17 protein-coding genes are annotated in these 18,147 nt (G+C 64.7%); 7 read left to right on the top strand and 10 right to left on the bottom strand.

From position 1 onward, the window contains the following. Positions 1-155: 155 nt before the first annotated feature. The 4 genes from P9228_RS04215 to P9228_RS04230 all read left to right on the top strand — a co-directional run bounded on the left by P9228_RS04215 (position 156) and on the right by P9228_RS04230 (position 4,691). Positions 156-1,154: an ABC transporter ATP-binding protein gene (locus P9228_RS04215; RefSeq protein ID WP_067003595.1), complete on the top strand. Its 999-nt coding sequence runs from the start codon at positions 156-158 to the stop codon at positions 1,152-1,154. 280 nt (positions 1,155-1,434) lie between these two features. Beyond that, the gene (locus P9228_RS04220) at positions 1,435-2,340 is read left to right on the top strand and encodes an ABC transporter permease (RefSeq protein ID WP_176477564.1); all 906 of its coding nucleotides are present in this window, start codon (positions 1,435-1,437) and stop codon (positions 2,338-2,340) included. Then, positions 2,330-3,145, top strand: a complete 816-nt coding sequence (locus tag P9228_RS04225; RefSeq protein ID WP_278052480.1) for an ABC transporter permease — start codon at positions 2,330-2,332, stop codon at positions 3,143-3,145. The genes P9228_RS04220 and P9228_RS04225 overlap by 11 nt, the downstream gene beginning before the upstream one ends. A 118-nt stretch (positions 3,146-3,263) precedes the next feature. Further along, positions 3,264-4,691, top strand: coding sequence for a gamma-aminobutyraldehyde dehydrogenase (locus tag P9228_RS04230; RefSeq protein WP_095777576.1), 1,428 nt, complete (start codon positions 3,264-3,266; stop codon positions 4,689-4,691). Positions 4,692-4,737: 46 nt separating this feature from the next. Here P9228_RS04230 and P9228_RS04235 read toward each other — a convergent pair whose 3' ends face one another. From P9228_RS04235 to P9228_RS04275, 9 genes are all read right to left on the bottom strand, one after another. Then, the gene (locus P9228_RS04235; RefSeq protein WP_095777575.1) at positions 4,738-5,052 is read right to left on the bottom strand and encodes a hypothetical protein; all 315 of its coding nucleotides are present in this window, start codon (positions 5,050-5,052) and stop codon (positions 4,738-4,740) included. 42 nt (positions 5,053-5,094) lie between these two features. Next, positions 5,095-5,451 carry a nuclear transport factor 2 family protein gene (locus P9228_RS04240; RefSeq protein ID WP_278052481.1) on the bottom strand — a complete coding sequence of 119 codons (357 nt, stop codon included), beginning with the start codon at positions 5,449-5,451 and terminating at the stop codon, positions 5,095-5,097. 225 nt (positions 5,452-5,676) lie between these two features. After that, positions 5,677-7,230 carry an alpha/beta fold hydrolase gene (locus tag P9228_RS04245; RefSeq protein ID WP_127214949.1) on the bottom strand — a complete coding sequence of 518 codons (1,554 nt, stop codon included), beginning with the start codon at positions 7,228-7,230 and terminating at the stop codon, positions 5,677-5,679. Between the two features lie 125 nt (positions 7,231-7,355). Continuing rightward, entirely contained in the window at positions 7,356-7,670 is a 315-nt protein-coding gene (locus tag P9228_RS04250; RefSeq protein WP_278052482.1) for a formate dehydrogenase subunit delta, read from the bottom strand. Next, entirely contained in the window at positions 7,660-8,490 is an 831-nt protein-coding gene (fdhD, locus tag P9228_RS04255; protein ID WP_127247577.1) for a formate dehydrogenase accessory sulfurtransferase FdhD, read from the bottom strand. The genes P9228_RS04250 and fdhD overlap by 11 nt, the downstream gene beginning before the upstream one ends. Before the next feature lie 2 nt (positions 8,491-8,492). Continuing rightward, a complete protein-coding gene (gene fdhF, locus P9228_RS04260) occupies positions 8,493-11,405 on the bottom strand; it encodes a formate dehydrogenase subunit alpha (protein WP_278052483.1) in 2,913 nt (970 codons plus the stop codon). Between the two features lie 10 nt (positions 11,406-11,415). After that, the gene (locus P9228_RS04265) at positions 11,416-12,972 is read right to left on the bottom strand and encodes an NADH-quinone oxidoreductase subunit NuoF (protein ID WP_278052484.1); all 1,557 of its coding nucleotides are present in this window, start codon (positions 12,970-12,972) and stop codon (positions 11,416-11,418) included. Then, positions 12,969-13,448 (bottom strand): formate dehydrogenase subunit gamma, encoded by a 480-nt coding sequence (locus tag P9228_RS04270; RefSeq protein ID WP_067003616.1) that lies wholly within the window; start codon positions 13,446-13,448, stop codon positions 12,969-12,971. The genes P9228_RS04265 and P9228_RS04270 overlap by 4 nt, the downstream gene beginning before the upstream one ends. Before the next feature lie 192 nt (positions 13,449-13,640). Then, the gene (locus tag P9228_RS04275; protein WP_067003618.1) at positions 13,641-14,540 is read right to left on the bottom strand and encodes a LysR family transcriptional regulator; all 900 of its coding nucleotides are present in this window, start codon (positions 14,538-14,540) and stop codon (positions 13,641-13,643) included. 156 nt (positions 14,541-14,696) lie between these two features. Here P9228_RS04275 and P9228_RS04280 point away from each other — a divergent pair, with 156 nt between their 5' ends. Then, positions 14,697-15,338, top strand: a complete 642-nt coding sequence (locus P9228_RS04280; RefSeq protein WP_127247582.1) for a DUF47 domain-containing protein — start codon at positions 14,697-14,699, stop codon at positions 15,336-15,338. A gap of 3 nt (positions 15,339-15,341) precedes the next feature. Then, positions 15,342-16,346 carry an inorganic phosphate transporter gene (locus tag P9228_RS04285; RefSeq protein WP_067324384.1) on the top strand — a complete coding sequence of 335 codons (1,005 nt, stop codon included), beginning with the start codon at positions 15,342-15,344 and terminating at the stop codon, positions 16,344-16,346. Positions 16,347-16,355: 9 nt separating this feature from the next. On the opposite strand, the gene P9228_RS04290 is transcribed toward P9228_RS04285, so the two are convergent. Beyond that, entirely contained in the window at positions 16,356-16,733 is a 378-nt protein-coding gene (locus tag P9228_RS04290; protein WP_067324386.1) for a VOC family protein, read from the bottom strand. 209 nt (positions 16,734-16,942) lie between these two features. On the opposite strand from P9228_RS04290, the gene P9228_RS04295 reads away from it, so the two are divergent. After that, positions 16,943-18,121 carry an Mrp/NBP35 family ATP-binding protein gene (locus P9228_RS04295; RefSeq protein WP_278052485.1) on the top strand — a complete coding sequence of 393 codons (1,179 nt, stop codon included), beginning with the start codon at positions 16,943-16,945 and terminating at the stop codon, positions 18,119-18,121. Positions 18,122-18,147 lie beyond the last annotated feature (26 nt).

The following is an 18,147-nucleotide window of genomic DNA, read 5'->3' on the forward strand; positions in this document are numbered from 1 at the left end:
ACCCTTACCCTCTCCCCGTGAAGAACGGGGAGAGGGGGGCGCCAGCGCTGGAGTTTGTCCCTTCTCCCCGTCTTTCACGCGGAGAAGGTGCCGGCAGGCGGACGAGGGGCAGCACAGACGCCCGAATTTGAGAGCCTGAACCTTCAGGACAGATCATGACCTCCGCCGTTTCCTTCAAACAAGTCTCGCGCCATTTCGGCAGCGTGCGCGCCGTCGATGCGGTCGATCTCGACATCGCGCCGGGCGAGTTCTTCGCCATGCTCGGGCCGTCCGGTTCCGGCAAGACGACCTGCCTGCGTTTGATCGCCGGCTTCGAGCAGCCGACGGCCGGCTCGATCTCCATCTTCGGCGAGCGGGCCGAAGGCGTTCCGCCCTATCGCCGCAACGTCAACACCGTATTCCAGGACTACGCGCTGTTCCCGCATCTGAACGTGCTCGACAACGTCGCTTACGGGCTGATGGTCAAGGGCGTCGGCAGGGTCGAACGGCTGAAGGCGGCGGAAGAGGCGCTCTCGCTGGTACGCCTGCCGGGCTATGGGGCCCGGCGCCCCGGCCAACTCTCCGGCGGCCAACGACAGCGCGTCGCGCTTGCCCGGGCGCTCGTCAACCAGCCCAAGGTGCTGCTGCTCGACGAGCCGCTCGGCGCGCTTGACCTCAAGCTGCGCGAGAACATGCAGGAGGAACTGAAGTCGCTGCAGAAGGTGCTCGGCATCACCTTCGTCTTCGTCACTCACGACCAGGGCGAAGCGCTTTCCATGGCCGACCGTGTTGCCGTCTTCAACGACGGCAGAATCATGCAGGTCGGCACGCCGGAGGACATTTACCAGCGGCCGAGGACGCGCTTCGTCGCCGATTTCGTCGGCTCGTCCAACGTGCTGCCGCCGGATTTCGTGCAGCGCTATTCCGGCCAGCATCGCTGGGGCAGCCTCAGGCCTGAATCCATCCGCGTATCGGGCGCCACGAGCGGCGATGGCGTTGCCGCGCGTCTGGTCGGGACCAACTATCTCGGCGCCACCACAAGGCTGGCGCTCGATGCCGATGGGCTGAGGCTGCATGCCATGGTGCCGGCGGGGACCGCGCTCCCTGCCGAAGGCGAGGCGGTGATGCTCACCTTCAACCGCGAGCACCTGCATCTGATGGACGAGTCGGCATGATTGCGGTTTGTGCAAAGCACCCTCCTCTGTCCTGCCGGACATCTCCCGCGCAAGGGGGGAGATTGGCTGTCGCCACTCGCTTCGCCAATCTTCGGCGTTGCAGAACTGGCGGGGCAGACGAGCTGCTGACCTCCCTCCTCGCGGGGGAGATGGCCGGGTCAGAGCTGGGTGTGAAGGATCTCGGCCTTGCCGCCGTTGATCTGATCGTCGGTGCGGCTCGATGACAATCGCCGCTCTTCAATCCAAGCCTGTGCCCGCCATCCTGCCCGGCAACGGCGGCATGCGCGGGGCGCTCTCCGACCTCTTATGGCGCCGGCCGATACTTCTCTTGCTGCTCATGCTGCTGCCGCCGCTTCTGTGGCTGGGCATCGTCTATATAGGCTCGCTTTTCGCGCTGCTTTTGCAGAGCTTTTTCTCGATCGACGAGTTCTCCGGCCTGATCAACCGCGAGTTCACGCTGAAGACCTATGGCGACCTGTTCCAGGCCGCCAATCTCGACATCATCCTGCGCACGGTGACGATGGCGGCGCTCGTGACGCTCGCCTCCGCGGTCATCGCGTTCCCCATCGCCTATTACGCGGCGCGCTATGCGCGCGGCCGCTGGAAGGCGCTGTTCTATCTCGGCGTCATGCTGCCGCTCTGGTCGAGCTATCTGGTCAAGATCTACGCCTGGAAGCTGATCCTCGCCAAGGAAGGCATTCTCACCTGGCTGTTAGGCAAGCTCGGCCTGCTGTGGCTGCTCGATGCCTGGCTGTCGTTGCCGATCGTCGGCGGCAACTCGCTGTCGGTCTCCTTCACCGGGACCTTCATCGTCTTCGTCTATGTCTGGCTGCCGTTCATGATCCTGCCTGTGCAGGCGGCGCTGGAACGCGTTCCCGGCAACCTCGTCGAGGCCTCGTCCGATCTCGGCGCCTCGCCCGGCCAAACCTTCCGCAACGTGCTCTTCCCGCTGGCGCTGCCGGGCATCGTCGCTGGCTCGATCTTCACCTTCTCGCTGACATTGGGCGACTACATCATCCCGCAGATCATAGGCACCTCGCGCCTGTTCATCGGCCAGGCCGTCTATTCGCAGCAAGGCACCGCCGGCAATATTCCTTTAGCCGCCGCCTTCACCGTGGTGCCCATCGTCATCATGGGCTTCTATCTGTGGGGCGCCAAGCGCATGGGAGCTTTCGATGCGCTCTGATCGCGGCCAATCCGCTCCGCTCGGGCTGAAGATCGCCGCCGCCTGCGGCCTGCTCTTCCTGCACCTGCCGATCCTTTTGATCTTCGTCTATGCCTTCACCACCGAAGAGAAGAGTTTTGTGTGGCCGCCGCCCGGCTTGACCACGCAATGGTTCGCCGTCACCTGGAACAGGCCGGATGTCTGGGAGGCGCTGTCGCTGTCGATCCGCGTCGCCGCCATTTCGACCGCAATCGCACTGGTTCTTGGCACGCTCTGCGCCGCTGCGGTTTCGCGGACGCGCTTCTTCGGCCGCGAGGCGATTTCATTGCTCGTCATCCTGCCGATCGCGCTGCCCGGCATCATCACCGGCATCGCGCTGCGCTCGGCTTTTGCGCTCGCCGACATCCCGTTCTCGTTCTGGACGATCGTGCCCGGCCACGCCACTTTCTGCGTGGTCGTCGTCTACAACAATGCCGTCGCCCGTTTTCGCCGCACCTCAGGCTCGATGATCGAGGCCTCGATGGATCTCGGCGCCGACGGTTTTCAGACGTTTAGGCATGTCGTGCTGCCCAACATTGCAACCGCGCTGCTTGCCGGCGGCATGTTGGCCTTTGCGCTGTCCTTCGACGAGGTCATCGTCACCACCTTCACCGCCGGCCAGCAGCAGACTGTGCCGATCTGGATGCTGGAGGAGCTGATCAGACCGCGGCAGCGTCCGGTCACCAATGTCGTCGCCATGGTCGTCGTGCTGGTGACGCTGCTGCCGATCCTCTTTGCCTATTACCTGACCCGCGACGGCGACCAGATCGCCGGCTCGGGCAAATGAAAACAGCGAATAGGGATTAGCCAATAGCGAATAGGGAAAATCGATCGCGAACCCTGCCCGCCATTCGCAACTCGCTGCACGCAACTCGCTACTCGCTACTGCGAAGGGAGAAACCCCCATGGACACCCAGATGCTGATCGGCTCGAAATTCGACAAGGGCACCGAAATCGAGGAGCCGATCCTCAATCCGAAGACCGGCGCGACCATCCTCAACCTGCCGGAAGCAAGTCCGGCGCAGATCGAGGCGGCTGTCAGTGCCGCCGAACAAGCGTTCGTCAATTGGTCGCGCACCACGCCGGCGCAGCGCTCCGGCTATCTGCTGAAGATCGCCGATCGCATCGAGGCCGAAGCGAATGAGTTCGCCGCGCTCGAGGCGCTGAATTGCGGCAAGCCGATCAACGCCGTGCTCAATGACGAGATCCCGGCGATCGTCGATTGCTACCGCTTCTTCGCCGGCGCGGTGCGCTCGATGCCAGGCCAGGTCGCGGGCGAGTATCTGCCCGGCCACACCTCGATGGTGCGGCGCGATCCGATCGGCATTGTCGCCTCCATCGCGCCCTGGAACTATCCGCTGATGATGATGGCCTGGAAGCTGGCGCCGGCGATCGGCGGCGGCAACACCGTCGTCTTCAAGCCATCGGAGCAGACGCCGCTGACGGCGCTGAAGCTGGCGAGGATCCTGTCGGAGATCCTGCCCGAGGGCGTCGTCAATGTCGTCCTCGGCCGCGGCGACAGCGTCGGCAACACGCTGATCAATCATCCCAAGGTCAACATGATCTCGATCACCGGCGACGTCGCCACCGGGAAGAAAGTGCTGCAGGCGGCCGCCAAGTCGGTCAAGCGCACGCATCTCGAGCTCGGCGGCAAGGCGCCGGTCGTCGTATTCGACGATGCCGATCTCGGCGCAGTCGTCAACGGCCTGCGCGCCTTCGGCTACTACAATGCCGGCCAGGACTGCACCGCCGCCTGCCGCATCTATGCCGGCAAGAAGATCTACGACAAGCTCGTCGCCGACCTCTCCTCGGCGGCGTCGACCATCAAATACAATCTGCCCGACGACACCGAGAACGAGATCGGGCCGCTGATCTCGCGCCGCCAGCGCGACCGCGTGTCGAGCTTCGTCGAGCGCGCTTCGGAATTGAAGCACATCGAGATCACCACCGGCGGCAAGCCGGGCGAGGGCTCCGGCTTCTACTACCAGCCGACGGTCGTCGCCGGAGCGTTGCAGGAAGACGAGATCGTGCGCCGCGAGGTGTTCGGCCCGGTCGTCTCGGTCACCCGCTTCTCGGAGGTCGACGAGGCGGTGAACTGGGCGAATGACAGTGACTACGGCCTGGCATCGTCGGTGTGGACCAGGGACGTCTCGCGCGCCATGACGACCGCGGCCCGGCTGCAATATGGCTGCACCTGGATCAACACCCACTTCATGCTCACCAACGAGATGCCGCATGGCGGCCTGAAGCAGTCCGGTTACGGCAAGGACATGTCGCTCTACGCGCTGGAGGACTACACCGCCGTCCGCCATGTGATGGTGGCGCACGGGTAAGTCCTCTACCTCTCCCACTTGTGGGAGAGGTCGGCCACGCAGGCCGCTACTCGACGATGCGGTAGATGTTCCACAGGCTGGTGCCCGACACGACATAGGGCTCCAGCTCCTTGCCCCATTTGGCGTGCGCGTCGATCTTAGCGATCTTGGCGAAGAACTCCTCCAACTGGGCCAGGCTCTCGACCTGGTGGTGGGTCTCGATCGTCGCTTCGCGTGCGCCGACTGAACCGGTCATGAGCTGGAATTTCAGGTCGGCGAGCCCGACCTGCGAGCCGATCTCGCGCTCCCATTTCCGCATCAGCTCGAGCGCGGTCTGCTTGTGACCGAACTTGGCGTCGATCTGCCATCTGGCGCTGAACATCTTGGTTCTCCTCCCTGTTTTGCAGATGAATCCGTTCTTGAGCTACTCGTCCCAGGCCTGCACGACCGTCTGCCGCGCGATGCGGCCGTTCTTCAATTCGAGCATCGCGGCGCAGAACACCTTGGTGCCGTCGGGATAGGCGCAGGCCTGGGTGAAGGCGAGATTGTCGCCCTCGGCGATCGTGGCGTCGACCTTGTGGGTCATCGCCCGGCTGCAGACGTCGTCCCAGAAGGTGCTGATCGCCGCGCGGCCGCGGATTTCGCGCGGCTTGCTCGGCGGGTTGTTGCGGTCGATCACCCGCACCAGCGCATCGTCATTGTAGAAGCTCGCCAGCATCTTGCCGTCACGGGCCTCGATCGCTTTCTTGATCGCCGCGCCGTCCACTGTCTTGGTCAGCATTTTATCCTCCATGTGCCCATCGTCTTGGGCGGTAGATGTGCGAAGCGCTCCCCGACGATTACTGCCGGGGCGGGAATTTCTCGTTGCGAATTGGCCGTGGCGGCCGCGAACAGGTCGTCGGTCTGCTTCTTGAAGGTGACGAGTCCACCCGGCGCTTGGCCTGCATGGGAAGAATTCATAGTCCTAGAGACCCCCCTTTCGCTTCGCCCGAAAGCGCCATGGCACTCATGGCCCGTCCGGGCCAGTGTGCCTTGCCGAGAAGGCCGCCGCAGCAGCGCGCGACGGCAGGTCCAGCTTGAGCAATATGTTGGCGACGTGCCGCTTGACCGTATGCTCGCTGAGCCTCAGCTCGGCGGCGATCGCCGCATTGCTCATGCCGTCGGCAATCAGGTTCACCACCTCGCTTTCCCGCGCCGTCAGTGTTGCTGGCTGCAGGGCCCTGGGCCTGGAGCGGCAGGCCGGTTCCAGATGTTGTTCAGACGTGGCCTGGACCACCGGCAGCGGCTCGCTCAGCTCGGCGAGACTGACAAGTCCGGCGTCGATGAAACGCAGGCCGGAGCCTATCGCCAGTTCGGCGACCAGCCGCGAGGCGAGGATGTCGCCGGGTCCGGCATGGGTGGCGAGCTGCATGGTCACCCGCGCCGTGAGGCCGACCGGCTGGCCGCGCATTTCGATCTCGCCGACATGCACGCCTTGCCCGCTTGCCACGCCGATCTGCTGCGCCGCATCGCGCAGCGCCGCTGCGCAGCGTATGGCGCGCGCCGGCCCGTCGAAACGAGAGATCATCAATTCGCCATGCGTGCCGGCAATCCGCCCACCATGGCGGCCCACCAGCAGCCGCCATGTTTCCTGGAAGCGTTGGCTGCGCTCGCTCCACATGCGGTCGCCCAGCTTGGCGGTGTCGAAGATGCGCGTCACCAGCAGCGCGGCAAGCACCCGCTCGGTGCCGGCCACCGCCGGCTGGCCGGTCAGGCACTCCTCGATCAGGTCGGCCACCCGGTCGACGTCCCCGGTCCAGATCGGATGGTCGCGGCCGGGTATCTCAGCAAGCCGGGCGCCGCGAATCTTCGTGGCAAGGAAGCGGCTGGCCTCCGGATCGACGCGCGCGTCATTGCGGCGATGGATCAGCAGCGTCGGCGCGCTGATCGCGGACAGAATGCCGCGCACGTCGATGTCTGCATTCATGCGGGCAAGGGCTGCCGCGGCCGTCGGGCCGGCCGACAGCCGTTCGAACCGTGCCCACCACCGGGCGAAATGCGTGTCATCCACGCGGCCTGGCGCGAAATTGGGCAAGGTCGCGCCGGTGCCCCAGCAAGTCTCGGCAATCTCGATGAAGGCTTCCAGGCGCTCCTGCGGCATTACCCATTTGTGGAAATGCGCATAACCGCCATAGAGCACGAGTGCCCGCGTCCGCTCCGGATAGGTCGCGGCAAACAGCATCGCCATCGGTGCGCCTTCCGAAGCGCCGAGGATCGCCGCGCGGCCGCTGCCGGTGGCGTCCATCACCGCGCGCACGTCATCCATGCGGGTTTCCAGGCCGGGCAGATGACGGTTGTCCACTCGGTCCGAAAGCCCGGTGCCGCGTTTGTCGAACAGAATCAGGCGTGAGAAAGCCGAAAGCCGCTTAAGCAGGCGGCTGTAACCCTCGTCTTCCCATTGTAGGTCGAGATTGGAGATAAAGCCGGGGACGAAGACGAGATCGAACGAGCCCTGGCCGACCACCTGATAGGCGATCCGCACGTCCCCGCTACGGGCATATCTGGTCTCGATCGGCCTCACGCAACTACCCCGCCCGGCCAGACGATCTCCTGTCGTCAACCATAGCAGAGGCAGCCGGCTTGCGGCAGCGAAACTTTAGAGAGCGGAAATACTAAGACCTTTGGCGCCGATGCGGCCTCGAGGCCCTACTTGTGCGGAATGGCGCCCTCGGCCTCCGCAGGCTTGCTGTAACCGAGGCTCTTGTCGGCCTGCTCCGCCGTTAGCGGACGCTTGATCTTGGCGGAGGCGGCGATCACCAGCTCGTCGAAATCTTCCGGGTCGCCGTCCAGCAGCTCGAAGAACTGCCGCCGCATCCTGGGCTCCCAGAATTTGTTGATGTGCTCGGCAACGCCGGTAATGCCTTCCTCGCGCGGCTTCGAATGGAAGAAGGTGGCGATCTGATTGGCCATGCGCACCAGCTTTTCCTTGGTGCTGGCGATGTGATCCTCGTCATGCGACATGCTTTGCAACTCCGGAAGCCACCCGTTCGGGGTGGGTGAAAATATCGAAATCGTCGCCGCGCACCAGCGCTACCAGCGTCATGCCGGCGGACTCGGCGGTCCGGATGGCAAGCGCGGTCGGCGCCGAAACCGCCATGATGACCGGGGCACCGATGGCGGCTGTTTTCTGCACCATCTCAACCGACACGCGCGAGGTCACCACGACGGCGCCGCTCGCGCCGTCGATGCCGGCTTTGGCCAGCGCGCCGGCGAGCTTGTCCAGCGCATTGTGGCGGCCGACATCCTCGCGCGCCATCACGATACCTTTGCCGGGAACGTAGAAGCCGGCAGCATGCACCGCCCCGGTCTCGGTGTGCAGCGGCTGCTGCTTCGACAGCAGCTTGACCGAACGCGTGACGTCTTCGGCGTCGAGCGTAAGCTTCGACGAACCGACCGCGTCGACCGACCGCATCGCTTCCTCGATGGATTCGATGCCGCACAGGCCGCAGCCGACCGGCCCGGCAAGCCGGCGCCGTCGCGCCTGGAAGCGCGTGTTGGCCCGGTCCTTCAGCTTGATCTGGATGTCGATGCCGGCGCCGAGATCCTCGACTTCGATCGCCTCGATCTCTGCCGGGTCGGCAACGATGCCTTCGGTGAGCGAGAAGCCGAGCGCGAAATCCTCGAAATCGGCCGGGCTCGCCATCATCACCGCATGGGTGGTGCCGGCATAGGAGAACGCGACCGGCGTCTCCTCCGGCACCATGCGGTTCGCAGCCGCCGTGCCGCCGGCACGACGCGCCAGCCGCGAGATTTGCGTCGTGGCTTTGCGGCGCGCGGCCAAGACTACTCCGCCGCTTCCAGCGGGGCGATGCGGCGGCTCTGCTTGGCCTGCTCGTTATAGTCCCTCTGCCACTCGGTCGGGCCGTTGGATGGCGCCACCTGCACGGCGGTGACCTTGTATTCCGGACAATTGGTCGCCCAGTCCGAGAAGTCGGTCGTGATCACATTGGCTTGCGTGTCCGGGTGGTGGAAGGTCGTGTAGACGACGCCGGGCGACACGCGGTCGGTGATCAGCGCGCGCAGGGTGGTCTCGCCCGAACGGCTCGCCAGCCGCACCCAGTCGCCCTCGCGGATGCCGCGGTTCTCGGCGTCGTGCGGATGGATCTCCAGCCGATCTTCGGCATGCCAGGCGACGTTTTCGGTACGCCTGGTCTGCGCACCGACATTGTACTGCGACAGGATACGCCCGGTGGTGAGCAGCAGCGGGTAGCGCGGGCCGGTCCGTTCGTCCGTCGCGACATATTCGGTGCGGATGAACTTGCCCTTGCCGCGCACGAAGCCGTCGACATGCATGATCGGCGTGCCGAGCGGTGCCTTCTCGTTGCAGGGCCACTGCACCGATCCGACACGGTCGAGCAGCTCGAAGGAGACGCCGGCGAAGCTCGGCGTGGTCTTGGCGATCTCGTCCATGATCTCAGACGGGTGCGTGTAGTTCCAGTCGAGCCCAATGGCGCGGGCGAGCTCCTGCGTCGCCTCCCAGTCGGCGTAGCGCGCCTTCGGCTCCAGCACCTTGCGCACCATGTTGATGCGGCGCTCGGCATTGGTGAAGGTGCCGTCCTTCTCCAGGAAGGTCGAGCCCGGCAGGAAGACATGCGCGTAGTTTGCCGTCTCATTGAGGAAGAGGTCGTGCACCACCACGCATTCCATCGCGGCCAGCCCTGCGGCGACATGCTTGGTATCGGGGTCGGACTGCAGGATGTCCTCGCCCTGGATGTAGATGCCCTTGAATGAGCCGTCGACGGCGGCATCCAGCATGTTGGGGATGCGCAGGCCGGGCTCCTCGTCCAGCTTCACGCCCCACAGGCTCTCATAGATGTCGCGCACGGCTTCGCCGGAGATATGGCGATAGCCCGGCAGCTCATGCGGGAAGGAACCCATGTCGCAGGAGCCCTGGACATTGTTCTGGCCGCGCAGCGGGTTCACGCCGACGCCCGGACGGCCGATATTGCCGGTGGCCATGGCAAGGTTGGCGATCGCCATCACGGTGGTCGAGCCCTGGCTGTGCTCGGTGACGCCGAGGCCGTAATAGATCGCGCCGTTGCCGCCGTTGGCGTAAAGGCGCGCGGCACCCCGGATCGCTTCAGGATCGACGCCGGACAGCTTGCCGACCGTCTCGGGGCTGTTTTCCGGCAGGGCGACGAAGGACGCCCAGTCCTGGAACTCGGCCCAGTCGCAGCGCTCGCGGATAAAGGCTTCGTCGAACAGGCCCTCGGTGACGATGACGTGGGCCAGCGCCGTCAGCACCGCGACGTTGGTGCCGGGCTTCAGCGGCAGGTGGTAGTCCGCCTCGACATGCGCCGACTTCACCATCTCGGTGCGGCGCGGGTCGAGCACGATCAGCTTGGCGCCCTCACGCAGCCGCTTCTTCAGCCGCGAGGCGAACACCGGATGCGCCGTAGCGGGATTGGCACCGATGATGACGGCAACGTCGGTGTATTCGACCGAGTCGAAGTCCTGCGTGCCGGCCGAGGTGCCGTAGGTCTGGCCGAGGCCGTAGCCGGTCGGCGAATGGCAGACGCGCGCGCAGGTGTCGACATTGTTGTTGCGGAAGCCCTGCCGCACCAGCTTCTGGACGAGATAGGTCTCCTCGTTCGTGCAGCGCGAGGAGGTGATGCCGCCGATCGAGCCGCGTCCGTACTGGTACTGGATGCGGCGGAATTCCTTTGCCGTATGGGCGATCGCCTCTTCCCAGCTCACCTCGCGCCACGGATCGGTGATCTTCTCCCGGATCATCGGCGACAGGATCCGATCCTTGTGGGTGGCATAGCCATAGGCAAAACGGCCTTTGACGCAGGAATGGCCGTGGTTCGCCTTGCCGTCCTTGTAGGGCATCATGCGGATGACTTCGTCACCCTTCACTTCCGCCTTGAACGAGCAGCCGACGCCGCAATAGGCGCAGGTCGTGACGGCCGAGCGCTCCGGCATGCCCTTCTCGAGCACGGTCTTCTCGCGCAATGCGTCGGTCGGGCAGGCCTGCACGCAGGCGCCGCAGGACACGCATTCGGAAGCGATGAAATCCTCATGCATGCCGGCGACCATGCGGGACTCGAAGCCGCGGCCCTCGATGGTCAGCGCGAAGGTGCCCTGCACCTCTTCGCAGGCGCGCACGCAGCGTGAGCAGACGATGCACTGCGCCGGATCATAGGTGAAGTAGGGGTTGGACTCATCGCGTGCGATGTAGTCGACCGCCAGCGAGCCATGGCCGGGCGCCACGCCGCCTTCTTCCTTGACGTGGTTGCGGCCTTCGACGCCGTAGCGGTTCTCGGTCAGACCGACCGACTCCGCAACCGCGTCGAACTCGCTGGCGCCGGTTCCGGCCTTCTCGTTCCAGCCGGTCGGATGGTCGGAGACGTAGAGTTCCATGACGCCACGGCGGATGGCATCGAGCCGCTCGGACTGCGTGCGCACCACCATGCCCTCGCCGACCGGCGTCGTGCAGGATGCGGGCGTGCCGCCGCGGCCGTCGATCTCGACCAGGCAGACGCGGCACGAGCCGAAAGAGTCCAGCATGTCGGTGGCGCAGAGCTTCGGGATCTCGACCCCGCCTTCCATCGCCGCGCGCATGATCGAGGTGCCTTCCGGCACGGTGATGCTTTGCCCGTCGACGGTCAGCGTCACCTGCTTCGCCGCTCTCGACTCCGGCGTTCCGTAGTCGATCTCTTCGATGAGTGTCGGGAAGTCGGCTTTGATGTTCATCTGCCAGCTCCTATTCGGCAGCCACGCGCGTCGGCGCCGGCTTGAAATCCTCGGGGAAATGCGTGATCGAGCTCATCACCGGGTAGGGCGTGAAGCCGCCCAGGGCGCAGAGCGATCCGAACTTCATCGTGTTGCAGAGGTCGGTGACCAGAGCGAGGTTCTTCTCCGCCTCGATGCCCGCGGCGACCTTGTCCAGAACCTCCATGCCGCGCGTCGAGCCGATGCGGCAGGGCGTGCACTTGCCGCAGCTTTCGATGGCGCAGAACTCCATGGCAAAGCGCGCCTGCTTCATCATGTCGGCGCTGTCGTCGAACACGGTTATGCCGGCATGGCCGATCAGCCCGTCCTTGGCAGCAAAAGCCTCGTAATCGAACGGCGTGTCGAAAAGCGCGCGTGGGAAATAGGCGCCGAGCGGGCCGCCGACCTGCACCGCCTTCACCGGCCGCCCCGAAGCCGTGCCGCCGCCGATCTCGTCGACGATTTCGCCCAGCGTCAGGCCGAAGGCCGTCTCGAACAGGCCGCCATGCTTGACGTTGCCGGCGATCTGGATCGGGATCGTGCCGCGCGAACGGCCCATGCCGAAATCCTTGTAGTAGGCGGCGCCCTTGTCCATGATGATCGGCACGGAGGCCAGGCTGATCACGTTGTTGATCACCGTCGGCTTGCCGAACAATCCCTGGATCGCCGGCAGCGGCGGCTTGGCACGAACCACGCCGCGCTTGCCTTCCAAGCTGTTGAGCAACGAGGTTTCCTCGCCGCAGACATAGGCGCCGGCGCCGACGCGGATTTCCATGTCGAAGGCGTTGGGCGAGCCCAGCACATTGACGCCGAGCACGCCCGCCTTGCGGGCGATCGCGACCGCCTTGTTCATCGTCGCCACCGCATGCGGATATTCCGAGCGGATATAGACGAAGCCCTTCGTCGCGCCGGTGGCGATGCCGGCGATCGCCATCCCTTCGATCAGCACGAAGGGATCGCCCTCCATGATCATGCGGTCGGCAAAGGTAGCGCTGTCGCCCTCGTCGGCGTTGCAGACGATATACTTGCGTTCGGAATTCGTATCGAGAACCGTCTTCCACTTGATGCCGGTCGGGAAGCCGGCGCCGCCGCGGCCGCGCAGGCCGGACTCGGTCACCTGGTTCACGACGTCCCCCGGCGCCATGGCGACCGCGTTCTGCAGGCCTCTCAGACCGCCATGCGACTTATAGCTGTCGAGCGACAGCGGGTCGATGACGCCACAGCGCGCGAAGGTCAGCCGCGTCTGCTTGGCGAGGAAGGGGATCTTGTCCGGCGCACCCAGCCAGCGCTTGTGATGGCCACCCTTGAGGAAACCGCTGTCGAACAGGCTTTTCACGTCAGACGGCTTGACCGGCCCGTAGGCGACGCGGCCCTCGGCGGTCGCAACCTCGACCATCGGCTCCAGGAAATAGGCGCCGCGCGAGCCGTTGCGCACGATCTTGGCCTCGACGCCGCGCTCCTTGAGCTCCTTCTCGATCGCCCTGGCGACCTTTTCGGCGCCGAGCGCCAGAGCACCGGAATCGGCAGGGATGTAGATGCGCGGGATCATGAACGCACCTCCGCGACGATCTCTTCGATCTTCTCGTCGTCGAGCCGGCCGATCACTTCGCCGTCGAGCATCGCCGACGGCGAGCAGGCGCAAAGCCCGAGGCAATAGACCGGCTCCAGTGTAACCGATCCGTCGCGTGCGGTCTCGTGAAAATCGATGCCGAGCAGTTGCTTGACCTTGGTGGCGACGGCTTCCGAACCCATCGACTGGCAGGCTTCCGCCTGGCAGAGCTTCAGCACATGCCGGCCGGCCGGCTTTGCGCGGAAATCGTGATAGAAGGTGACGACGCCATGCACCTCCGCTCGCGAGAGGTTCAGCCCGTCGGCGATGACCGGAAGCGCCGCCTGCGGCACATGGCCGAATTCTTCCTGGATGCCGTGGAGAATCGGCAGCAACGGACCTTCGAGGTCCTTCAACTCCTCGATGATCGCCGCTATGCGCGACGCGATCTCGGTACTTGCAGGCTGCATCGGCATGCAGCGCCTCCCTGGCCGTGGCGCCAACACATATGTCATCCCAAAATATAGAGCGGTTTTGGGGCAACGACATGCACAGGGCGCGATATCGCTAAGTCCTTATGAAATCAGAGGAAACCTCCGAGATCAATAAAGCAGTCTCGTCGCTTGATAGAAATTTTCTATCAGAACGCTGAGCCCCCATTGTCTAGCCTAGCGGTGGGAACGGAAATCGTCTGCCAGCGCCATTGCCTCGTCCAGCAGCGCCTGCACCAGCGGCGTGTGCGGCTCGCGCGGCGCCGCCACCAGCCCGACCGTGTGGCTGGCATCCGGATCTACTATCGGAATGGCCCGGATCGGTTCGGAAAAGCCGAATGTTTCCGCAAGGTTGAGCGGCATGATCGACGACCACTTGCCGGTCCGGATGTGCGAGAACAGCACGATCATCGAGTTGGATTCCAGTGTCGGCCGCACCTGCACGCCGGCTTCCGCCAGATGCTGGTCGATGATGCGGCGGTTCTGCATGTCCGGCGTCAGCAGGCAGAGCGGCAACTGGCTGATCTCTGCCCACGTCACTTTGTCGCGGTCGGAATAGGGGTTGCCGACTGCCGTGATCAGCTGGTAGCGCTCGTCATAGAGCGGCACGCTGGTTACCCGCCCCAGCGGCTCGTTGTCGAGATAGGTGATGCCGGCATCGACATCGAGATTGCCGAGCAGCGTCAGCACCTCGATCGAGGTCCGTGACAGCACCGAAAAGGTGACGCCGGGATGCTTGTCGCGGAATGGCGTCGTCAGCCGCGCCACCATGGCGAGCGCCGTCGGAACGGCGGCGATGCGGATGCGGCCGGACAGGCCGTGGCGCGCCGCCCGCATCTCCTCGCGCATGGTCCTTGAATCGCCGACGATGCGGCGCGCCCAAACCAGCACCTGCTTGCCTTCCGGCGTCAGACCCTGGAAACGCGAGCCGCGCAGCACCAGCATGACGCCGAGCTGCTCCTCGAGCTGCTTGATGCCGGCCGACAGCGTCGGCTGGGTGACGCCGCACACCTCGGCGGCGCGGCCGAAATGCTCTTCCCTGGCTAAAGCGATGAAGAATTCCAGCTTGTCGATCATGTCATCCGATCCACGGTCTGCCCAAGGTCGGGGAAATCGCTTTGCTTCGCAAGGCGGATGAACGATAGGATCTCATCCACATTTTTGAGCCGGCTTATCTGTTTTCCCGCGCCGCGCATGGCGCTATGTGGGGTAGGCGGAAGCAGGGAGGAGCAGATGCTGGGTTGGTTTCGCAGACTGTTGCCGCGCGAGGATCGCTTCTTCGAACTGTTCGAACGGCATTCGCGCACGGTGGTCGGCGGCGCCGAGGCGCTTGAGCAGCTTCTCCAGGGCCGGGACATCGACCGCTGGTGCCAGACGATCGTCGATCTGGAGGACAAAGCGGACGGGATCACCGCGGAGGTGCTGCTTGCCGTCAGGCGCTCCTTCATCACGCCCTTCGACCGCGGCGACATCAAGGATCTGATCCAGTCGATGGATGATGCCATCGATACGATGCACAAGGCCGTCAAGACGGTGAAATTGTTCGAGATGACGGAATTCGATCCGCTGATGCGGGAAATGGGCAGCGTCATCGTCGAGGCCGCCCGGCTGGTAGCAGAGGCCATCCCACTGCTCGGCAAGGTTGGCGCCAACGCCGCGCGGCTGAACGCCATCGCCGAAGAAGTCATGCGCGTTGAGGGCCGCGCCGACGACCTGCACGAGCAGGGCCTGAAGGACCTGTTCAAGCGGCACGGCCGCAGCGACCCTATGGCCTACCTGATCGGCTCGGAGATTTACGGCCAGCTGGAAAAGGTGGTCGACCGTTTCGAGGACGTCGCTAACGAGATCAGCGGCATCGCGATCGAGAACGTCTAACAGATGGACGCCGCGATCGCCTTTCCCCTGCTGGTCGGCCTCGTCGCCGTGGCGCTGTTCTTCGATTTCCTCAACGGCCTGCACGATGCCGCCAACTCGATCGCGACTATCGTCTCCACCCGCGTGCTGAGGCCGCACTATGCCGTGTTCTGGGCGGCTTTCTTCAATTTCATCGCCTTCCTGTTCTTCGGTCTGCATGTCGCCGAGACGGTGGGAAAGGGCATCGTCGACGCCGAGATCGTGACTCCGGCAGTTATCTTCGCCGCGCTCATCGGAGCCATCGTCTGGAACATCGTCACTTGGATCGCCGGCATTCCGTCGAGCAGCTCGCATGCGCTGATCGGCGGGTTGGTCGGCGCCGGCGTCGCCAAGGCCGGCCCGGGGGCCATCGTCTGGTCCGGGCTCGGCAAGACGGCCGCGGCGATCGTGCTCTCGCCGGCGACCGGATTCGTGCTGGCGCTTGTCCTTATCCTCATCGTCTCATGGCTGTTCGTTCGGCAGACGCCGTTCGCGGTCGATAACAGCTTTCGCGTCCTGCAGTTCTTCTCTGCCTCGCTCTATTCGCTGGGGCACGGCGGCAATGACGCGCAGAAGACCATGGGCATCATCGCCGTGCTGCTCTATTCGCAAGGCATGCTCGGCCAGAGCTTCCACGTGCCGTTCTGGGTGGTCATCACCTGCCAGTCGGCATTGGCGCTGGGCACGCTCTTCGGCGGCTGGCGCATCGTGCACACGATGGGATCGAAGATCACTCGGCTGAACCCGATGCAGGGTTTTTGCGCCGAGACCGGCGGGGCGATAACGTTGTTCGCCGCCACCTGGCTCGGTGTCCCGGTCTCGACCACGCATACAATCACCGGCGCCATCATCGGCGTGGGTGCTGCCCGCCGCGTCTCGGCGGTGCGCTGGGGCATTGCCGGCAACATTGTCGTGGCGTGGGTGATCACCCTGCCGGCGACGGCGGCGATTTCGGCGTTGACCTATTTTGTCACGCGCCTGGCGGTCTGAGGCTGAAATCTACTCGCCGGCAAGACACAGTATATTGCCGTCCGGGTCCTTGAACCAGGCGACCTTCATGCCGTAGCCGACATGGACATCGCCCTCGAGCGTCAGCCCGGGCATCTCATAGCGCTCGAAGGTGACGCCCTTCGACTTCAGCGCCTGGACAATGGCACCGATCTGGTCGCCGACCGTCCAGGTCAACGCCGTCGCCTTGTTGGTACCGGCGAATTCTGAACGATAGACGTTGATGACCGTGTCGCCGCTTTTGTAGACGATCAGTTCTCCGGCCATGTCGTCGACAGGCTTGAGGCCCAGCGTTCCTTCGTAAAAGCCCTTTGCTCTCGAAAGGTCTTTCACCGCCACATTGGCCGCTGCGTTGCTGTTTGCGAGCATGACAGTCTCCTTTTCCGGTTGCCGTCGCTCATGGCAACCGAGATAGGGCCCCTGGATCGATTGGCCATGGCAATCGGCGGATCGGGACGCGCTAGGCAAATCCGACACCACCGGTCGTTTTCCGGAGCACGCCGGACGAGCCATTGCGCCACGGCTTGGTTCTGCCGGGAAACTGCACTATCTGGAACGCCAAACTCCGAGGAAAGACCATGGCTGTAACCAAGGAAACCGTCATCGAGCGCCTGAGGACGGTCAATGGACCGGACTTCACCGGCAACATCGTCGACCTCGGCCTGGTATCTGAGATTTTCATCGCCGATTCCAAGGTGTTTTTCTCGATTACCGTTCCCGCCGCCCGCGCCCAGGAGATGGAGCCGCTGCGCGCCGCCGCCGAGCGTGTCGTCAAGGCGATCCCCGGCGTCGCCAACGCCGTCGTCGCGCTGACGGCGGAGAAGAAGGGCGGCGGCATGGAGGCGCCGGTTCGGCCGGCTCCCCAGGCAGCGCCGCCACGACCTGCTCCCCAGGCAGCGCCGCAGCGTCCTGGCCCGCAGGCGCCGGCTTCTCACAGTCACGGCAAACGCGGCGTGCCCGGCATCGATGCGATCATCGCTGTGGCGTCCGGCAAGGGCGGCGTCGGCAAATCGACCACCGCCGTCAACCTGGCGCTCGGCCTTGCCGCCAATGGGCTGAGCGTCGGCGTGCTCGATGCCGATATCTACGGGCCGTCGATGCCGAGGCTGCTCAACATTCACGGCCGCCCGCAGACGGTCGACGGCAAGATCCTGAAGCCGATGCAGAATTACGGCCTCAAGGTGATGTCGATGGGCTTCCTGGTCGACGAGGAGACGCCGATGATCTGGCGCGGCCCGATGGTGATGTCGGCGCTCACCCAGATGCTGCGCGAGGTCGAATGGGGACCGCTCGACGTGCTGGTCGTCGATATGCCGCCCGGAACCGGCGATGCCCAGCTCACCATGGCCCAGCAGGTGCCGCTGGCCGGCGCCGTCATCGTCTCGACGCCGCAGGACCTGGCGCTCATCGATGCCCGCAAGGGCCTCAACATGTTCAAGAAGGTCGACGTGCCGCTGCTCGGCATCGTCGAGAACATGAGCTATTTCCTCGCGCCCGACACCGGCAAGCGCTACGACATCTTCGGCCATGGCGGCGCGCGCCGCGAGGCCGAACGGCTCGGCGTCACCTTCCTTGGCGAGGTGCCGCTGGAGATGGGCATCCGCGAAAGCTCGGACGCCGGCGCCCCGGTGGTCGCATCCAAGCCGGACGGCGCGGAGGCGAAGATCTATCGCGATATCGCCGCGAGGGTATGGGACAGGGTGCAAGAGGAACGCGGCGCCGCCGAGGCGGCAGTGCCCAGCATCGTGTTCGAGTAATTCGCCGGGCCGCCGCTAGGTGTCCG

This window comes from Mesorhizobium sp. WSM4898 (assembly GCF_029625845.1).
Classification (GTDB): Bacteria; Pseudomonadota; Alphaproteobacteria; order Rhizobiales; family Rhizobiaceae; genus Mesorhizobium.